Below are 15,615 nucleotides of genomic sequence, written 5' to 3'. Positions count from 1 at the left end.
TGGGATGATCATGGCGTCACCTGCATATCGACGCCGTCGTGAATCCATTCGATGCTGAGCAGGTCGTCCTCGTCGATCTGGGCTTCGCGCAAGTCGTTGCTGGCTCGCAGGTACTCAATCTCATCATCGGTCATACTGTTGTAAATCTTGCGAAAGCTCACGACGGCTTTCCCTGTCAAAATGACTTGCTTGCTCATGGCGTCACCTTCTTGAACTCGACGACCCATACCCATGGGTTCGCGTCCCAGTTGCCGCCGGTGGATTCCCACAACTCCCGCCATGCCGCCGGATACCAGTCCCGATAGTTGGGCGTTACGTCGTCGCTAGCCAGTTCGGCCGGACACTCAAGACCCTCGGCTCGAATGTCAGATCGGCTGATGTCCTGCAACCGCTCGACACGGACGTCGGTTATCTCCAGCAGGATGCGACTGTCACGCCGGAACATGTGGATGCTGGGCTTCCAGCGGATGTCGGTCGCCGGCGGGATGTTTTCCAGATCCGGAGGCAGGCAAGCTGGGTAGGTCGCCCGGTAAGTCAGATAGCCCGGGTCACCATTGCCAGCGCGGGCCCAAGTCTCTCGCACCCACAGCCGGTCGCCGGGCTTGCCGAAGGGGCAGCAATGTTTGGAGAAGTTGCGGGCGGTCTCGCGATCGTCAGATCCGCAACCGAACAGATGGCCTTTCCACGAAATGCCCGAGCCTTCGGTTAGCACTGGCTGCGGATTCACCGCCCTCCGCGTGACTGTCTTCCGGCCTTCCAGGATGGCGCGCACCATCGGGGCCGAGAACGAGATCGGCCGTTCCTTGATTTCAGGCATGACTGTTCCTTTGCCGCTATAGCGGCTGACTTTGAAGGGGGATGGGATAATTTAATGCTGACCGGTGGTCACCCGGCATGAATCATCTGGCAACGTGGTACTCAACCATCCAAGGGTTTTCTGCTCCTCAATGGCTGTGGGCCGCTGCGGAGCAAAGCTAATGGGATCTCATTCCATTCGGTTAGGGGGGCAGATATGGCTTGGGTAGTGATGCTTACAAGCCCGGACGGAGATACCTTCTTTGGCGAGGCAATAGACCGCGATGGTTTTCGTTATCGCTGCAAGACACCCGAGGAGGCGGAAGCCTTTGAAACCAAGTCGGAAGCGGAGGCTAGCTTCTCTTACTTCCGATTAATGGGGGAGCTGCAGGGTTATCTGTTCGAGGCCGTTGAACTGCAAGGGCTCTCAACACAATAAGCGCAGAGATTGGCGCTCAGCTCATCAATCCGCTGAGCCGCCGCGTTCAGGCGCACCTGCAGGGCGTCTAGTTGAGGTCGGGTAGGGCGTTGCCGAAGTTGGGCTACAGTAGGTAAGTCATCGAAATGGAGATCGGACATGCAATGCTTAATTTGTCAGGCTGCTTCTAAAATTGTTCACATGGAAGGATGCTGGTCCGAGATCAAATGCTCGGCCGGGTGTGGACACTTTAGGGTCTCCGCGAACCTTGTTGCGAAGACGAGGCTCAAGAACGAATCCTTCGACGTTGAACGAACAAGGCAATGGCTCAAGACGGCTCGGCACGACGGCGCAATGCCGTTGATATCGACCTACGATTACAACGTTTCTTTATTGGCTCGCTGAGGTCGATGCGATTGATGCTGCCACCTTCGGCGTGTAGGTCAGCGTGCCGTTGAGGATCGCCGCTTTGATGGTTTCAAACTCCCAGCACCAGTACTGCGAGTCGACGTAAATCCGAAGTTCGCGGTAGTCGTGCTTCTTGCGGTTGATGAACGCCTCGGCCGCGGCATAGGTGAAATGGCAATTGACGTACTCCCATTCCTCCTCCCATCCGGTGACGGTGTGTTGGGGCAACTCGCCGAGCACATGCCATTGGTCGCTCCGCTCTGCCTTCATGAACTGACAGCTGGCCCATTCCTGCATCAGCTTGTTCAACTTGGCTTTGGCACCGCGATCGCAATCCTTCCAGTATTCCTGTGGGCTGAACCACTTCCAGTCATCGCAATAGACGACCAGCTTGTCGGTGTAGTCCATGTCCAGGCCGTAAATGATCTTGCGATTCTCGACCTTGAACAGTGCGGCACTGGTGCAATGGTCATTGGTGCGCGGGCCGATGCAGTCGTAGCGCAGGCGCTGGACGAAGTCAGTCCAGGTCGCGGCGTCCAGGTTGTGGCCGGTCGCCAGACTCGGTTCCGGTTCAGCGATATTGTTTTCTGTGGGCATGGGGCGTCCTATGCCGGGTCATGCCCGGGCGGTGGAGTGTTGGTTGGGATCTCGGCTACAGTTGAGCGATCAGTCAAAAGGGGAAGTTCATGACTTGCTTGATTTGCGGCGAGCCAGCAAAGGATGTAGATCCGGGTGGGGACTACGAGGAAAGAGTTTGTCCAAATTGCGGGCACTATCGAATCTCTGGTACGGCGCTAGTGCTGATGCATGCACACGGCTGGCGCTTCGACGTAGATCTGACTCGCAAGTGGATCGAGCAACACCAAGGCTTTGGAACGATTCCGACCATTGATTCGACCCAAGCACCTCGTCTGATCGATGTTTAAGCGGCGACGGGGTGCCGTTCGGCAACTCGCCAAGGGTCGTTCGCCCGGGCGAGCGCGGCCATCGGCGGAGGGCTGACGCTGTTGCCGCACATGTGGACTTGCTGGGTCTTGGTGAACGGTTTGCCGTCGGCGCCGTGGCTGATGATGTAGTCGGCGGGGAAGCCCTGAGCCTTGTACAGCTCGGCCGGTTGAAGCATTCGCAGACAGATGTCGACGATCACGTAGGGCGTGCCCTTGATGGTGACGGTGACCAAGCCGAGTCGATCCTTGGTAGTGATCGTTGGCGTTGGTGCGTCGGCGGCGCTCATGTTCTCGGTGCCGTAGTAGCTGATAAGGAATGCCGCGACGCGCAGTGCACCGGCTTCAACCTCCGGCGAAAGCTGGAACTCAACCAACGAGCTCTTTCCGCCACCGCCTGCCGTGATGGTTGGCGCGGGCTCATCCAGCGCCTGGCCAACGCTGGCGCCAAACTGACGCTCCATGAATGCGGTGACCAGTCCGTGGTGGGTGCCACCGGCGCTGATGGTGTGCAGCGGGTCGGCAGTATCTCGGGCGTCGCAGTTGCCGCGCAGGTGCACCAGGTTGGCGGTTACCAGTTGCTGCTGGCTGCCGGTGTTGGTCACCGTGGTCATGGGGTCTTCGATGCTCTTGGCGTCGGTGGTGTTGAAGCCGCCATTCATCTGGGCCATGAACACCGTCGAGATACCCATGGCGTGCGCGGCGCCGGCCGGGCGCTGATAGTTGCCGCCGCTTGTGATGGTCGGCAGTGGTTCATCGAGTGCCTTGCCTTCATCAGCAAACCGGAACTTCACCAGGTGCGCCGCGGCGATCGCGCGATGGTTCTGGGTCATCAGAGTCCCGGCCGGCTGATCGACGGCAACCGGCTTGCCTGAGTATTCCGGTCCACCGGCACCGACCAGCACCGGGCTGATCAGCGTCAGTTCGCCGCGGTTGGCGCAGGTCACCGTCGGCAGTGGGGCGTGTGGATCGTTAATGCGGTCGCTACCCTGGTGTGTGGCTGGCGCGATGATCGGGCTGGCCATGGCGAACGATCCGCCGCGCGGCCAAGAGGTCACGGTGCGCAGCGGGTCGTGCGCTGACTGCACGCTTTCACCGGACCAGTTCGCGATTGGCACGATGAACGAGTCAGCGGCATCGATGACGAACTTCTTCATGCCCTTGGCAATCCGGCGAAGGGTGGCTGGTGCCAGTGGCTTCGGCCGGTCGAAGATGCTTTTGCTCGGGATGGTCCAGTCGATGCATTCAGCGGCGGTGCGCCACTTCAGCTGGCCCTTCACCGGGTGCTTGGCATGGGTTGGCGCTGGCCAGACAATCGGTTCGCCGTCGCACCGGGCGATCATGAACAGGCGTTCGCGGCTAGTTGGTGCGCCGAAGTCGCAGGCCTTAATGACGCGCCACTCAACGACATAGCCGAGGTGTTGCAGCTCACCGACAAATGTTGCCCAGGTCTGTCCGCGCCGCTTCGGGTCAGGCACCAGGAACTGCTGGTGGACCGGGACGACTTCACCCGGCTCGGCAATGGCGCCGCCCAGCTTCATTACGCGGCCAGTCGCCTTGCAGCGCTTAGCAATCAGCGGCCCCCACTGGAGGATCTGCTTCACGTTCTCTAGGCTGATGACGCGGGGCTTCTTCTTGCCAGCCCACTTCAGGCCAATCCACGACAGGTTGCGAATCTCACGCTTGCGCGGCTGGCCGCCAGCCGCCTGGCTGTGGTGCGTGCAGTCAGGTGACATGTGGAACCAGCCAACGGCCTTGCCGCCGCACTCCGTATCCGGATCACCATCGAACACGTCGGTGGTGTAGTGCACGGCGCTAGGGTGATTGACGGTGTGCATGCTGATCGCCTGAGGGCTGTGGTTCTTCGCGACATTCACCGCGCGGCCCAGCCCCATCTCCAACCCGGTACCGGCGCCGCCACCACCACAGAAGAAGTCGACAACGATCTCATCGTCCTGAGTGCTGAAGCCGAGTCCGTATTGAGTTTTGAAATCGAAGGGGTGTTTCTTCTGTTGTGCGGACATGCGGGTTCCTCGCAGGTATATTGCGATCTGAATTTATGGGGGAACAGGGATGAGTTTTTTTTGTTTATCGATTACAGATGTTGACTGGTCTTTAACAAAGGATGTTTTTTCCATCGTTGGAACTGTATTTGCTGCGCTAGGGGTAATAGCTGCTTCGTCTGTAGCGGTAATTGGTCTTGCAACATGGAAAAGGCAAATAAGAGGAGCTAATGACCATGAACTATCTCGGAGAATGCTTATAGAAATGTATAAGTTCAAAAAAGCATTCTACCACGCACGAAGCCCGGCGATATATTCACACGAAGTAAGGGAGGAAGGAGATCCTGTTTTTACAACCAGTCCAACTGATCGATTTAAGCGTCAGCAGCTAGGTTTTAAACGTAGGATTGAAAGTTTTAACAGGGAGTATACCGCTCTCTCCGTTTCAATGTTTGAGGCTGAGGCGCTGTGGGGTAGGGGCGTTGTTCGCTGCTTTCGTCGTATTGAATTGTTAAAGGATGAATATGAGGATTATGCCGGCTTGAGATTGCTGACAATAGACCCGGATGAACCTGCTGATGAAAGGCAAGACCATTTGGAGTTTTTCAATGCTAGACGAACAGTATTAAGAAGTAGGCTGGGCGCCGAAGACGCGTTTGGTGATGAAGTAGAATCCTCATTTCTTACGCTTGAAAAACTCCTGAAAGCGAAACTGGTAGGATAGTTTATCTCATGAAAACCGTTGTGACGAAGCAAAAACTACCCGTTCACTGGCGTGATTCGTTGAAGTGGGGTATTTGTGTTCGGCCCGGTGATGGGCTGAACGAAGGAGACGTGATGAGTATTTCGAACGACGCACTATTCAAACTTACAGATGCCGTGGAGAGACTGGCTACTTATGACGGCTCATCTCTTCAGCGTGCACAGCACGCACTCACGGCAATAGAAGGCGTCAAATGTTCTGAATTCGCTGACGACCTCGCCGGTGTGCCATGGAACTATGTCTCAGCGATTTCCAACTCCATACGTGACGAGACAGCAAGCGCAAACGAGGTTCAGAAGTTTAATAGTTCAATCTGGCAGTTATTCGATGCGTATAGAATAAAGCGATCTGCTTGAAAATTGCGCAATAGTAAGGCACTTCAGTACTTAAAAGGATTTATACATGCATTGTGAGCTTCGGAGTACGTATAAGTTTTCAGAAAGAAAATACCTTGAATCATTTTTCAATATGGGAAATGTTCGGATAGGTACACTATTTGATTTTCGAAGTTCTGAGCACAAGCAGGGCATTGCAGATCCAACAGAGGGTACCAAAATAATACGTCGGAATTTTCATTTTCCAGATGGGCCGAGCGAGGAAGATATTGCAGCTATGGTGTCCATGAGGATAGCTGATCCGGAGTCTGCCAAGCACATCACGATGATTAACTCGCCAGCTAGAAGGCGAGGATTTTCTGAAGATTGCTTTATTTATTGCACTTCTGCGTACTCCTCAAAATCTATAATGTCCGAATTTGGTAGTGCGGATTCTTGTTATGAGCTGTACAACGGTAATGCGTTCTATGATCGCATTACTTCCGCGCTTAATGAAATTGTCCCTGTAAGGTTTGTTGCAATAGAGGCGGTTCATTACCGCACGAGAACAGAAGAATGGAGTGCGTCGGGAGATGGTAGGCACCCGTCTTTTATACAAGAAGAAGAGTTCTCGGGACAATTTGAAGTTAGGGCGATATGGGCTCCAAGAGAAAAAATCGAAATTGCCCCTGTTGTTATTAATGATATAGGCCTAACAAAATTCTGTCGGGAAGTGAAACCGCGATAGGGTTAGTTGTTTGCCTCGACCCCAGTCTTGGCGAACTGCTCAAGCTGTCTCGACTGCTTTTCAGTGACGATGATTTCCGGTCGCGACATGCTGGCGGATCGAACTGACTCCGCTGCGCGCGCCGCTCTCCATGACCGGATGCGATAGTATTGGGGATGGTGTAGGGTCGTTACTATTGAATGATATTTCTAGGGTGGTTATATGAAAAATATTGGGCAGATGTGGTTGCAATTGAAAAATTATTTAGCTTTGCATCTTTTAGTCATTGCCGTGCTACTTGCTATCGCCTTAATACTTGCAGTCTCAATTAACTATTTTTCAAACTTTCCATCGGTTAAATCTACCGATCAAGCAGTGTGGGGTCAATTCGGTGATTATTTTGGCGGGGTTCTAAATCCGTTATTATCATTTTTTGCTCTGGTAGGTTTAATGGTGACGTTGCGCTCACAGCAATCGGAAAGTAAAAAATCTGAAGAAAGGCATGATGAGGCGTTATTTGATTCTCGTCTCTTTCAATTACTTGCGCTGAGCCATAGTGCAGTATCTTCAGTAAAATTTGTTCGCGCCTCTGTTAACCAAAGCACAGTCGCATATGAAGGTCATCGTGCAATAGCATATGCGTTGAATAGGCTGCAAGAAGAGTTCTTTAGTAACGCCGGGCGAGGGAAAGGCTCGGAGATGTATGAAAGGTTGATTCCGGAGTTTGCTAAGTGGAAAAAGCACTATTGGCTGGCAATTGCGAGTTATATAGAGTCTATGCTGTTTTTGGTGCAGTACGTAGTTGAGAATGCGCAGGGTAAAGACAATATGGAGTTTGCAATGCGTGCAGTTTTTGCCCAAATGTCATCTGCCGAAAAGCTACTTCTATTTTATGTAATGATCTTTTCTGAAAATCAAAAATCGTTGTTTTTAGCGTATTTCAAAATGAATATCTCGCCGGCGCGGCGGATGATGATTTGAAACCATATAGGCTAGATTTATTGCATAGCGCTGTTTTGGCACGCTTGACTCCATAAGTCACAGGTGGAGTGTGGGTTGTTCCTACGCCTTATAATAAAATCGTTACATTCGGTGGCCGGACGCAACGATAGAACGCTATCACTCTGGCTCGCTGATGTCGTCGCCAGGGTCGCGCTTTAACTCGGCCAAACTTTCATTCCGAAACATACGCGCCACGTTTTTGCTTATCTGCACCTTGTGGCGCGGACTTTCAATCGCTTGGAATGACAACGTCGGCCCGAGCGCGTGAGCGTTCAGAATGAGGTTCTGCACCGCCTCGTTGATTTCCTCGATGCTGTTCCAGGCCATCAGCTCATCAAGCTTCTGCCGGGTGCCGAGCCGTAACCGGTGCCGCAGCTCCTTCTCGTCGTACTGGCTGCGCTTCTCGGCCGCTTTGGCGGATCGTTCTTGCCCACTCTTGGCCATGGCCAACCTCTTCTAATCCACTGGCCGGCAACGCCAGCCAGGTTTGCCTTTTTCGTTGTTGGGTGCGGAAGCGTCTCACGCTGCTACCTTGACCTGATTCCAGGCTCCAACCGCTTCAAAAACCCGCGCTGCCTGGGCCTCGTCGAGCGACAAGGATTCAGGAATAGCGATCCAACCCGACGCCATCATCTGGCTTTGATTAGCGGAGTCGCGCAGCTTCTTGTAGCAATGCTCGATCATCTCTTCTAGATGGTCGGAGAGATAGACGCCGTCGGGCGCCACCTCAATTGACTTGCTGTAGCGATCGCCGTGGGCATCAATGCAGAGCGCGCTGAGGTAGATCGTCCAGCGGTGGGCAATGCCACACACGGCCTGGCCAATCTTCCCGGGCGCGATGTTCTTCAACGACTTGTAATTGATCATGCCCTGGTGACCGCTGGGGTCGATGTTCACCACGGCGACGTGGTTGGTGGCCAACAGCGAACGACACGATCAGTCGATGCGGGCCTTGAGGTTGTGCGGTTTGCGCTTGCTCATAATGCCTCCGCGAGTTTCCGCAGTGCCTTGCGCTCAGCGGCACTGATGGCGGGCCGACGGCGCTTGAGGATGGTTCCGGGGTCGATATTTTTGGAGCGCTCAACCGGCTCCGGATTGATATTGGCGGGCTCGGATCTGGAAAAGCGCCCGCCCGCGGCCAGGTGTTGTTCGACCTGGCTGGAAAGCTCCAGCGCCTTCTCACGCCGGAACTCGATGTCGTATTTCAGGTTGCTGATCATGATCAGGCTCCTAAACGATGGGCTTGCGCCCTGGCTTTGTCCGCGACTTCATCAACCATGCGATTCAGTTCCAGATTGAACTGGACTAGCTCTTTGTGGAGGTTGGCGATGTATTCTTCGTCGCGGTGAATCGTCTCGATGTACAGCTGACACTCCTCATCTTGGCGAGAGTCGAACGACAGGAAGTCCCACCATTTCCGGCCGGTAACGAGCATGCAGCCCTGTACCTGAGGCATGTGTTCCTCGGGCATGCCTTCGAGCCAGGTCCTGACGTGTATCGCCTCATTGAAAGGGCACTTCGACTCGGTGCCCCCGTCGTCGTTGATCAGCCCGTCTGGCGAACAGCCGAGCCAGTCGTACTTCGGGTGAACGATGAATTCTGACGGCATGACGATGTTGCCGGTCAGCATCTCGTAGGCGTCCTGAGCCTTCTGTTCTTCGGTGTGACCCCACTTCATGGAAGCGCTGCTGACGTTGTGCTTGGACTTCTTTGCCAGACGCTCAAAGCACAGTTCGCGCATGTATGAGGTGCGTGCACCCATTGGCTCGCGCTTCCCATTTTTGTCAGGCTTGCCCCAGGCCATCACGTCTTTAAACCGGCTGGCGGTCACGCGGCCAGATCGGTCTGCATGCCACTTCTCGGTGCCCTGAAGTTCCGTTCTCACTACGCCGCTTCCTCGGCCTGAGACAGACCGCCGTGATTGCCTGTGATTTCGGTGAAGTCGCCATCAACGGTTGCCGCCATGGCCTTGAGCGCTTCGTGGCATTCAAGGCCGATAGCCGCACGCTGCTTGGGCTTGAGGCCTGCCCAGGCTGCCGCATAGGCTTCGATGTCCTGCCGCTTCGCGACGACCAAAAGGTCTGCGAATACTCCGTCGATTTCCGGCGAGGGGGATTTCGGACCGAACGACACACCAGCAGCGGCAGCGGTGTTTGAAGCCTGCTTCGCAGGGGTGATGTCGATTTCGCTGCCGTAAGAGTCTTCGAACTCATCGGGCGTATAGACGCCGAGGATGACGTCAGGGCAGAAGAGTCGCGCCCATTTTTTAGTTACCAGGTAGGCAATCTGCTGCTTGGGGTCTTCCGCCCAAAGCGTAGAGTTTCGCGTGCGGACCTGGGTGAGCAGAAGATCCAGAACACGTGGCTCATCTTCACCTTTGAAAGTGGCCCAAACTTTTATGCCGAGGCCCTTCTCATCGTCAAAGCTCCATCCGGGAACGCGGTACTTCTTGAACTCGCCAGTGTCCTCGTCCTTCTTGGTCCGGCTGGTGACTTCGCGCATCTTCCCGATGACGTTTTCCCAGGCACCGAACCATTCGAAGTTCAAGCGACCTTTGACGGGCGCCTTGGCGGTGATCACTGCGTTGACGAGCTGCGCCTCATAGCTCAATGCACCGCCGTTGACGATGAACGTCTTCTGCGCAACAGCGAAAGGGTTCATCTGCCACTGCATTGCTTGCAGCACAACCGCCATGCAGTCAGCCTGATTGCCTTTCAGATGCTTGGGGACTGTTGTCACGCCCTTCGACATCATCAGCGCCAGGTCGCTCATCGACTTCATGGTGCCTGGATCAAGAATGAGCGCTGCAGCGTTGTGCGATGGATCGTGGTACGTGGCGAGGCCAGTTGGTGCTTGAGTGTCTGAGTCAGTCATTGCGCTCTCCGTGGCCGACAAGGAATGTGTCGGCCGTTAGATGGAAAGGGTGGTTAGAAGCGGATGGCTTGAAGCCAGGCGCGAGCAGTGTCGAGGTCCACGTCGAAGCCCAGGGCTACAACCTCGACAATGTCGTCAACCGATGGGGCGGTCGTAGTTACGTCGTCGGACTCAGCAACAGCCGCATGTGTGCTGATAGGCGTGACTTCGAACTTCTCTGCGACCACTTGGGTAGCCACTGGGGTGACTGGAGCCGGTGCGGCAGCTTGGGCGCGCAGACGGGCCAGTTCTTCCTGGTCACGTTGATACTGTGCGTCACGTTCGCGCTGCTGGCGCTGTTGCTCTTCCTGCTGCTCACGCTGTTGGCGTTGCTGTGCTTCCATGTCGCGGCGCTGCTGGTCCAGATCGTCCTGCTGCTTCTTCAAACGCAGTCGGTCTTCCTCGGCCCGCTGCTTGCGCAGCTCCTCAGCTTCAGCGTCGGCAATGCGTTGCTTCTCGCGCAGCTCGTCGAGTTCTTTCTGCTGGGCCAGCAGCCTGGCGGCAGCTTCTTCTCGCTCAACGGCAGACTTGTGCAGTGTTTCCAGCTGCTCAATAGCGTTGTCGCGAGCGATGGTGCCTTCAGCTTCGAACTCGGCATATTCTTCGGGCAGGATCACCGACACCTTGACGCCTTGCAGGATGTCGGCGATATCGGCAGCGCTACGGCTTGCATAGGCGGCAGCGACAGAGCTGAAGCGGGTAATCTTCGCCCGGATGGCTTCGACGCGTTCAGCCTCGACACGCTCGCGTTCGGCTTTGGCGTCAGCTACGCGTTTTTCCTCGGCCTTAATCGCTTCGTCGACAGGCGCTTCAATCGCCAACACACGATCCTTCAGCGCCTCGCCGAACTCCTTAACCTGGTTGACGCGAGCCTGGGCTTCTTTGACTTTCTGCTGATAAGGCACGAGCGCCGTTTTGGTGGTGTTCGCTAGGGCATAGCGCACGTCGCGAATATCGACGCGAACTTCCTTCGCATTCGCCAAGCCTTCGTTGGTGGAGCAGTCAACGACAAGCTTCGCGTAAGTGGTTTCAAGACGAACGATCTGTTCTTCGTGCGGCCGATATTCGGCGATGTCGGTGACGGCAACCGCAGGGACTACAATTTTTTTCGCGTCCTCGGTTTCGCTCATTTCCAGCGAGTCTTGCGCGAGTGCTTGTTTGGTATTTGCGGACATGACAGTTCCTTGCCGCGTGGTGCGCAGCCTTTAAAGGTGTGAGGGGTTATTGAGTGATCTGGCCGGAGTAGGCGCTTGCCAGCATCCAGGCAGTGAAGAAGAGCAGGGCGATGGCTGAACCGCGCCAGAACCAAAAGCGCTTTGCTCGCTGATAGGAAGTCATGGCCGAATCCTCACCGCGATCCGGCCGCCTTTCATGGTTGCAGCCAGCCGGCGCGGCAAGCTGGCGACCAGAGCTTCGCGAGACTTGCCAATCACCTCGTTGAACGGCAGGCCGAAACCCAGCAGGACCAGCTTCGATTCGATCTCGTCGAGCTGCTCGTCGATCAGTGATTTAACTGGTGGTGTGGTCATGCTGCAGCTCCCTGCTTGTTTGATGCGTTGAAGGAGGCGTAGATCTGATCGATGCGCGCCCGGTAATGACGATGTTCGCCGTCGTTGATGACGCGCAGCATGTAAGCGAGGGTGATGCACGACGTTGCCGCCGAACTGGCGTTTGGCTTGCCCAAGTCGCGGATCATGTTGCTGATCTCGCCCTCGATCCAGGTGACCGCCGTATCGTGGTCGCGCTGTTGAATACTCACGCTGCGCCTCCTTTTGGCGGACACACCATTTCCATTTGCGCCATGGTTGCGCCAATGCGCCGCTTCAGGCTTTTGCGTTCCTCCGCCATCCGATCTTTACGGTCAGCCAGTGCCTGAGTGCGCTTGAGTGATTCAGCTTCGTAATCATGGAGCTCCTCGGGTTTCGCTTTCTTCTCGCGACCCCAAGCGTCGTAGCGCCTGTCCCACTCTCGGGCCTGCGCACTGTCTGCATAGCTGGTTGACATGTTCGCCTCCAAGAGCGGCGGTGTAGATCCAACAAACTCGGCTCCACTCATCTGTTCCGCTGGTTGCCGTTGGGCGCGGAGGGGAGTGCATGCGGGTTTGGTTGGGAAGGGTGGGTGCAGATGGCCGGGCGCGAATTCGGCGAGAGCGGACCCTTTCGGGACGACCGCTCGGAGGGGCAACCAGCATTATCTGGCGCCGTATTAACCTGCGTTTCTCCAGGGCCGCCGAAGCGTTCAACCCAGCTTTCAACGCCGCATCTGCTTGCCGGTCACGTCTCCGGCGCCGAGTTCCACGGCCGTGTTCAGTTCGCCAGCGCTCGATAACAACCGATTCTGGGATTGATGCAGGTGGGCGGTTATAGGCTGCAGTTTCGTCCGCATCCGTCTACCCACTCATTGAATGGGCAGAGGTGATGCCTTCGATCAGTCTTCTTCGCCTTGAGCGAGCATCTTTTCGATGTCACCAGCGGTTGGCTTCTTCCAGTTCTTGATCTGGCCAGTTCCAGGTCGATGTTGAGGATCAGGTAGTCGCCGTAGTGATCGCTTGGGAAGAAGTCCGGCACGTAGCCTTCGTAACTCCCCACTTCTTCGCCCTGTGCATCCTTCAGCCCGGCAGCGAAGCCGTCTCGTACCTTGATGTGCAGGTGCAGCTCGGTCACGTCGACCTGCGCCGTTTTCTGCTGGTTGATTTGCATTCTGCTGTCTCCGGTTGTTTTCCCAATGCACCCGTCACCAGGTGCATCAGTGAAAAATTCCGTTTCTCCACCACGCGCACCGCCGGATGCATATCTCTGGCCGTCGTCGCACATTTCGTGTTCGGTGCTGGTACGGCTGGCTTGCGTGGTTTCGCGTACTCACATCTGGTGAGCACGGCCAGTTCCAGAGCTGGCGTGGCATCGACTATTTGTTGCTCGCGCTTACCGGCTGAAACCCGGGGTAGTCGATGGCGAGGATCCTGAGCTGTTAAAGAGCGGCGGGTGTTGAGGCCCTAGCGCCGTTCTGTTCGTTGGCGTTGAAACAAATTTAGCCTCAAGCTAAAAATACGTCAATAGCTCAGAGCTAAATAAATTTAGCTTTACGAAAAAAACCAGACATGGTCTGGATGGCTAGATGTTTGATCCGACTCATTTCGTGGTGTAAGAATTTTCGCGCCTGTGCCTTTACCTCTCGTTTAGCACTACGCTATGCTCGTCCGATAACTGTACATATATACAGTGATAAAGGAGCCGGTAATGTCTAAGCCGAATGCACAAACACAAGAGAAGAGGGTGCCGCCGTCAGGCCTTGAAAAGCTTGGACTGAGGGTCTCAGAAATGATCAATCATCCCGTAGCGCAGATTCAGCGCTGGGTGACGATCCATCGCCTGGACGCGGACGGAGATCGGGAGTGGAAGGAGGTGATCGGCTTGCTATCCGAAACGGACGGCATAGATATGACGCTCAATGACGATGGCAGCGTGACGGTGAGGTGGGAGCAGCAGGAGGTCGAGGCGACGAGGAGGGGAGAGGTTGTGTTTGAGCCAGAAGAAGAGGCGGCGCCTTTCTGATAGACCACAAAAAGCCCGCACGATGGCGGGCTGCTTTTTTGAGCATTCTGAGGACGATGAGCGTCGGTGCTACAGCTTTTTTTGCCAGCCAGTATGAAAACCCAAAGCCCGCATCATTCCGAAGACATCGCAGCAATCAGCCCCAAGTGCCTTGCACACATCCGGGACTCGACGGTTCTGGCGCTTGGTCGAGGGCTTGGAGGCCTCTAATGAGACTACGCATCTATCTGGAGCCTCAAGGGCATAGGAAATCAAAAACGGGTCCCGCCCGATATATGCAAGCTCGGTTTCGTTGAGGTCTGGCGCGTAGCCTTTATACGTCACTTGCGCGACTCTAGCCGGGTTCGCGTTTTCGCCCAGCACAATGTGCGCCTTAACCTCCGGACTTTTTATCCATTTTGTCAGCGGGTCATCTTTACCCGCGATTACCTCTTCATAAATTTCAATCGGCATTTTTACTCTGCCGGACACGCCTTGGTGAAGAAGCCAGGACCATAGCTCAGGCACCATGGCCTGCGGGTAATATACGCCTTGAGAGGTGATCAGCGTGTTTGCGTCCAGCAAGAAAAGCTTCCTGTCATCTGCCATCTTATATGCCAACCAAGTTGTAAACGTTAGCTGGCTTCACGCCCAGCACTTTACTAGCTTTCGTTGCGGTCAACGCGCCTTCGCGCATGGTTCTATTAACTAGATCTAATAGGGCTCCGCCGACTTTGTGGCGCCTAACTACGTAATAGCTTGGTCCGCTTCCGTCTTCACGGTCTTCCTTGCTCGCGGCCTTTTGCATCAACCATAATTTCCTTAGCTTCTCTGAGACTTTTGTCCACATATCGATGCTGATAATTCCAGCAGAGAAGAGGCGGTACGCGACCATTGAACCACTGACGTTTATACTTCGCCCTCGGCTAGATACCGCCTGAATCAACCTTTCTTCATTATCAATTGGCCAGTTAATGGCCTCAATTTCACCTGCAGGCATCAATATCAAACTAGCAATATCATTGCAGTACCGCTCGATCCTGGCTTCAGCTCTACTGCCGCTCAGGCCTGTAGCCCCCAAGAGGATATGGGATAACTCATGTAATAGCGTGAAGGATCTTGCTGCGGGTGCATCTTGATCATTTATGACAACAATTGGTGCCACCTCATCCGCGAGTGCAAATCCGCGAAACGCCTCGACCGGGATATTGGTGTGGTGACTTCCAAGATTTCCAATAAGCAATACGAACACGCCTATGCTCTCTACTCTTTTTCGCAGGTAAGAGAAAGCGTCTTCCGGCTTTGGGAGCTTCCTGAAGGCTGTTAAATCAAATTCTATAAGTTCGGAAAGTACAGTTGCCGCACTTTGAACGCTTAACTCCAATTTTAAGCTGTTGACAAAATGCTTAGGCTGAGCCTCTTCAATATCATTGAGAAGGTCTTTAATAAGTTCCTTCCTAACATATATATCGCGAACGAGAGCATCTAAACTACCTTTGCTCTCTAATCTTATTTCTTCAGGAACGGTTCGGAAATCTTCCCCTTTTTCGGCCGCAGCCGGAGGTTCGGGCAGATAGAAAACTAATAGGGGGCGCCGGTACGTGGAAGCCATCTTCGTAAGTAGGGCGCGAGAAACCTCCTTGCCTCCCTGCTCATACTGCAGCAGTGCTTGTTCGGGGCTGGACTTTGTACCACCCAGAGCCAAGGATTTGGCCGCCTTCGCTACCGTCAGGCCGGCACTTTCCCTGGCCCAGATCAGCACCTTAGGGTTAATTCCTGGCATGACTCACCGCCTTAG

At 54.9% G+C, this 15,615-nt stretch carries 22 protein-coding genes; 6 read left to right on the top strand and 16 right to left on the bottom strand.

Features of this window, described 5'->3' with window-relative positions; genetic code table 11:
• Positions 1-8: 8 nt before the first annotated feature.
• A complete protein-coding gene (locus tag ACIQV9_RS04150; protein WP_403098388.1) occupies positions 9-197 on the bottom strand; it encodes a hypothetical protein in 189 nt (62 codons plus the stop codon).
• Positions 194-817, bottom strand: a complete 624-nt coding sequence (locus ACIQV9_RS04145) for a hypothetical protein (RefSeq protein ID WP_403098386.1) — start codon at positions 815-817, stop codon at positions 194-196. The genes ACIQV9_RS04150 and ACIQV9_RS04145 overlap by 4 nt, the downstream gene beginning before the upstream one ends.
• A 195-nt stretch (positions 818-1,012) precedes the next feature.
• On the opposite strand from ACIQV9_RS04145, the gene ACIQV9_RS04140 reads away from it, so the two are divergent.
• On the top strand, positions 1,013-1,234 hold the full coding sequence (locus tag ACIQV9_RS04140; RefSeq protein ID WP_403098384.1) for a hypothetical protein: 222 nt from the start codon (positions 1,013-1,015) through the stop codon (positions 1,232-1,234).
• Between the two features lie 369 nt (positions 1,235-1,603).
• Here ACIQV9_RS04140 and ACIQV9_RS04135 read toward each other — a convergent pair whose 3' ends face one another.
• Positions 1,604-2,218, bottom strand: a complete 615-nt coding sequence (locus tag ACIQV9_RS04135) for a hypothetical protein (RefSeq protein WP_403098382.1) — start codon at positions 2,216-2,218, stop codon at positions 1,604-1,606.
• A 325-nt stretch (positions 2,219-2,543) separates the two neighbouring features.
• Positions 2,544-4,589, bottom strand: a complete 2,046-nt coding sequence (locus ACIQV9_RS04130; RefSeq protein WP_403098380.1) for a DNA cytosine methyltransferase — start codon at positions 4,587-4,589, stop codon at positions 2,544-2,546.
• A gap of 49 nt (positions 4,590-4,638) precedes the next feature.
• Between ACIQV9_RS04130 and ACIQV9_RS04125 the strand changes: the two genes are divergently transcribed.
• The 4 genes from ACIQV9_RS04125 to ACIQV9_RS04110 all read left to right on the top strand — a co-directional run bounded on the left by ACIQV9_RS04125 (position 4,639) and on the right by ACIQV9_RS04110 (position 7,353).
• Positions 4,639-5,292, top strand: coding sequence for a hypothetical protein (locus ACIQV9_RS04125; protein WP_403098378.1), 654 nt, complete (start codon positions 4,639-4,641; stop codon positions 5,290-5,292).
• An 8-nt stretch (positions 5,293-5,300) separates the two neighbouring features.
• Positions 5,301-5,687, top strand: coding sequence for a hypothetical protein (locus ACIQV9_RS04120; protein WP_403098376.1), 387 nt, complete (start codon positions 5,301-5,303; stop codon positions 5,685-5,687).
• 46 nt (positions 5,688-5,733) lie between these two features.
• The gene (locus ACIQV9_RS04115) at positions 5,734-6,393 is read left to right on the top strand and encodes a hypothetical protein (protein WP_403098374.1); all 660 of its coding nucleotides are present in this window, start codon (positions 5,734-5,736) and stop codon (positions 6,391-6,393) included.
• A 201-nt stretch (positions 6,394-6,594) separates the two neighbouring features.
• The gene (locus ACIQV9_RS04110) at positions 6,595-7,353 is read left to right on the top strand and encodes a hypothetical protein (RefSeq protein WP_403098372.1); all 759 of its coding nucleotides are present in this window, start codon (positions 6,595-6,597) and stop codon (positions 7,351-7,353) included.
• A 138-nt stretch (positions 7,354-7,491) separates the two neighbouring features.
• Here the strand turns inward: ACIQV9_RS04110 and ACIQV9_RS04105 are convergent, their stop codons facing one another.
• The 10 genes from ACIQV9_RS04105 to ACIQV9_RS04060 form a co-directional block, all read right to left on the bottom strand.
• On the bottom strand, positions 7,492-7,818 hold the full coding sequence (locus tag ACIQV9_RS04105) for a hypothetical protein (RefSeq protein ID WP_403098371.1): 327 nt from the start codon (positions 7,816-7,818) through the stop codon (positions 7,492-7,494).
• Positions 7,819-7,893: 75 nt separating this feature from the next.
• A complete protein-coding gene (locus ACIQV9_RS04100; RefSeq protein WP_403098618.1) occupies positions 7,894-8,298 on the bottom strand; it encodes a hypothetical protein in 405 nt (134 codons plus the stop codon).
• Between the two features lie 53 nt (positions 8,299-8,351).
• On the bottom strand, positions 8,352-8,594 hold the full coding sequence (locus ACIQV9_RS04095; protein WP_403098369.1) for a hypothetical protein: 243 nt from the start codon (positions 8,592-8,594) through the stop codon (positions 8,352-8,354).
• 2 nt (positions 8,595-8,596) lie between these two features.
• Positions 8,597-9,259: a lambda exonuclease family protein gene (locus tag ACIQV9_RS04090; RefSeq protein ID WP_403098367.1), complete on the bottom strand. Its 663-nt coding sequence runs from the start codon at positions 9,257-9,259 to the stop codon at positions 8,597-8,599.
• Positions 9,259-10,248 carry a RecT family recombinase gene (locus tag ACIQV9_RS04085; protein WP_403098365.1) on the bottom strand — a complete coding sequence of 330 codons (990 nt, stop codon included), beginning with the start codon at positions 10,246-10,248 and terminating at the stop codon, positions 9,259-9,261. The genes ACIQV9_RS04090 and ACIQV9_RS04085 overlap by 1 nt, the downstream gene beginning before the upstream one ends.
• A 53-nt stretch (positions 10,249-10,301) precedes the next feature.
• The gene (locus ACIQV9_RS04080; protein ID WP_403098363.1) at positions 10,302-11,417 is read right to left on the bottom strand and encodes a hypothetical protein; all 1,116 of its coding nucleotides are present in this window, start codon (positions 11,415-11,417) and stop codon (positions 10,302-10,304) included.
• Between the two features lie 204 nt (positions 11,418-11,621).
• Positions 11,622-11,816 carry a hypothetical protein gene (locus tag ACIQV9_RS04075; RefSeq protein ID WP_403098361.1) on the bottom strand — a complete coding sequence of 65 codons (195 nt, stop codon included), beginning with the start codon at positions 11,814-11,816 and terminating at the stop codon, positions 11,622-11,624.
• Entirely contained in the window at positions 11,813-12,046 is a 234-nt protein-coding gene (locus ACIQV9_RS04070) for a hypothetical protein (RefSeq protein WP_403098359.1), read from the bottom strand. Before ACIQV9_RS04070 ends, ACIQV9_RS04075 begins: the two co-directional genes overlap by 4 nt.
• Positions 12,043-12,291, bottom strand: a complete 249-nt coding sequence (locus ACIQV9_RS04065) for a hypothetical protein (RefSeq protein ID WP_403098357.1) — start codon at positions 12,289-12,291, stop codon at positions 12,043-12,045. The genes ACIQV9_RS04070 and ACIQV9_RS04065 overlap by 4 nt, the downstream gene beginning before the upstream one ends.
• Before the next feature lie 356 nt (positions 12,292-12,647).
• Positions 12,648-12,986 carry a hypothetical protein gene (locus ACIQV9_RS04060; RefSeq protein WP_403098355.1) on the bottom strand — a complete coding sequence of 113 codons (339 nt, stop codon included), beginning with the start codon at positions 12,984-12,986 and terminating at the stop codon, positions 12,648-12,650.
• 537 nt (positions 12,987-13,523) lie between these two features.
• On the opposite strand from ACIQV9_RS04060, the gene ACIQV9_RS04055 reads away from it, so the two are divergent.
• Positions 13,524-13,838: a DUF1654 domain-containing protein gene (locus ACIQV9_RS04055; protein ID WP_403098353.1), complete on the top strand. Its 315-nt coding sequence runs from the start codon at positions 13,524-13,526 to the stop codon at positions 13,836-13,838.
• 69 nt (positions 13,839-13,907) lie between these two features.
• On the opposite strand, the gene ACIQV9_RS04050 is transcribed toward ACIQV9_RS04055, so the two are convergent.
• Together ACIQV9_RS04050 and ACIQV9_RS04045 are read right to left on the bottom strand one after the other, a co-directional pair.
• On the bottom strand, positions 13,908-14,402 hold the full coding sequence (locus ACIQV9_RS04050; protein ID WP_403098351.1) for a DUF4411 family protein: 495 nt from the start codon (positions 14,400-14,402) through the stop codon (positions 13,908-13,910).
• Between the two features lie 25 nt (positions 14,403-14,427).
• Complete coding sequence (locus ACIQV9_RS04045) at positions 14,428-15,600, bottom strand: ImmA/IrrE family metallo-endopeptidase (RefSeq protein ID WP_403098349.1); 1,173 nt, start codon at positions 15,598-15,600, stop codon at positions 14,428-14,430.
• Positions 15,601-15,615: the final 15 nt, after the last annotated feature.

This window comes from Pseudomonas sp. NPDC099000, assembly GCF_044759925.1.
Classification (GTDB): Bacteria; Pseudomonadota; Gammaproteobacteria; order Pseudomonadales; family Pseudomonadaceae; genus Aquipseudomonas.
The sequence above is the reverse complement of the archived record's forward strand: the minus strand, read 5'-3'. Positions and strand labels throughout refer to the sequence as shown.

Bases quoted from the DNA above. Each gene is read 5' to 3' on its own strand.
- ACIQV9_RS04145 (WP_403098386.1), bottom strand. From the start codon at position 817: ATGCCTGAAATCAAGGAACGGCCGATCTCGTTCTCGGCCCCGATGGTG.
- ACIQV9_RS04140 (WP_403098384.1), top strand. From the start codon at position 1,013: ATGGCTTGGGTAGTGATGCTTACAAGCCCGGACGGAGATACCTTCTTT.
- ACIQV9_RS04095 (WP_403098369.1), bottom strand. From the start codon at position 8,594: ATGATCAGCAACCTGAAATACGACATCGAGTTCCGGCGTGAGAAGGCG.
- ACIQV9_RS04045 (WP_403098349.1), bottom strand. From the start codon at position 15,600: ATGCCAGGAATTAACCCTAAGGTGCTGATCTGGGCCAGGGAAAGTGCC.
- ACIQV9_RS04080 (WP_403098363.1), bottom strand. From the start codon at position 11,417: ATGAGCGAAACCGAGGACGCGAAAAAAATTGTAGTCCCTGCGGTTGCC.
- ACIQV9_RS04135 (WP_403098382.1), bottom strand. From the start codon at position 2,218: ATGCCCACAGAAAACAATATCGCTGAACCGGAACCGAGTCTGGCGACC.
- ACIQV9_RS04105 (WP_403098371.1), bottom strand. From the start codon at position 7,818: ATGGCCAAGAGTGGGCAAGAACGATCCGCCAAAGCGGCCGAGAAGCGC.
- ACIQV9_RS04130 (WP_403098380.1), bottom strand. From the start codon at position 4,589: ATGTCCGCACAACAGAAGAAACACCCCTTCGATTTCAAAACTCAATAC.
- ACIQV9_RS04075 (WP_403098361.1), bottom strand. From the start codon at position 11,816: ATGACCACACCACCAGTTAAATCACTGATCGACGAGCAGCTCGACGAG.
- ACIQV9_RS04055 (WP_403098353.1), top strand. From the start codon at position 13,524: ATGTCTAAGCCGAATGCACAAACACAAGAGAAGAGGGTGCCGCCGTCA.
- ACIQV9_RS04125 (WP_403098378.1), top strand. From the start codon at position 4,639: ATGAGTTTTTTTTGTTTATCGATTACAGATGTTGACTGGTCTTTAACA.
- ACIQV9_RS04065 (WP_403098357.1), bottom strand. From the start codon at position 12,291: ATGTCAACCAGCTATGCAGACAGTGCGCAGGCCCGAGAGTGGGACAGG.
- ACIQV9_RS04085 (WP_403098365.1), bottom strand. From the start codon at position 10,248: ATGACTGACTCAGACACTCAAGCACCAACTGGCCTCGCCACGTACCAC.
- ACIQV9_RS04115 (WP_403098374.1), top strand. From the start codon at position 5,734: ATGCATTGTGAGCTTCGGAGTACGTATAAGTTTTCAGAAAGAAAATAC.
- ACIQV9_RS04060 (WP_403098355.1), bottom strand. From the start codon at position 12,986: ATGCAAATCAACCAGCAGAAAACGGCGCAGGTCGACGTGACCGAGCTG.
- ACIQV9_RS04120 (WP_403098376.1), top strand. From the start codon at position 5,301: ATGAAAACCGTTGTGACGAAGCAAAAACTACCCGTTCACTGGCGTGAT.
- ACIQV9_RS04150 (WP_403098388.1), bottom strand. From the start codon at position 197: ATGAGCAAGCAAGTCATTTTGACAGGGAAAGCCGTCGTGAGCTTTCGC.
- ACIQV9_RS04110 (WP_403098372.1), top strand. From the start codon at position 6,595: ATGAAAAATATTGGGCAGATGTGGTTGCAATTGAAAAATTATTTAGCT.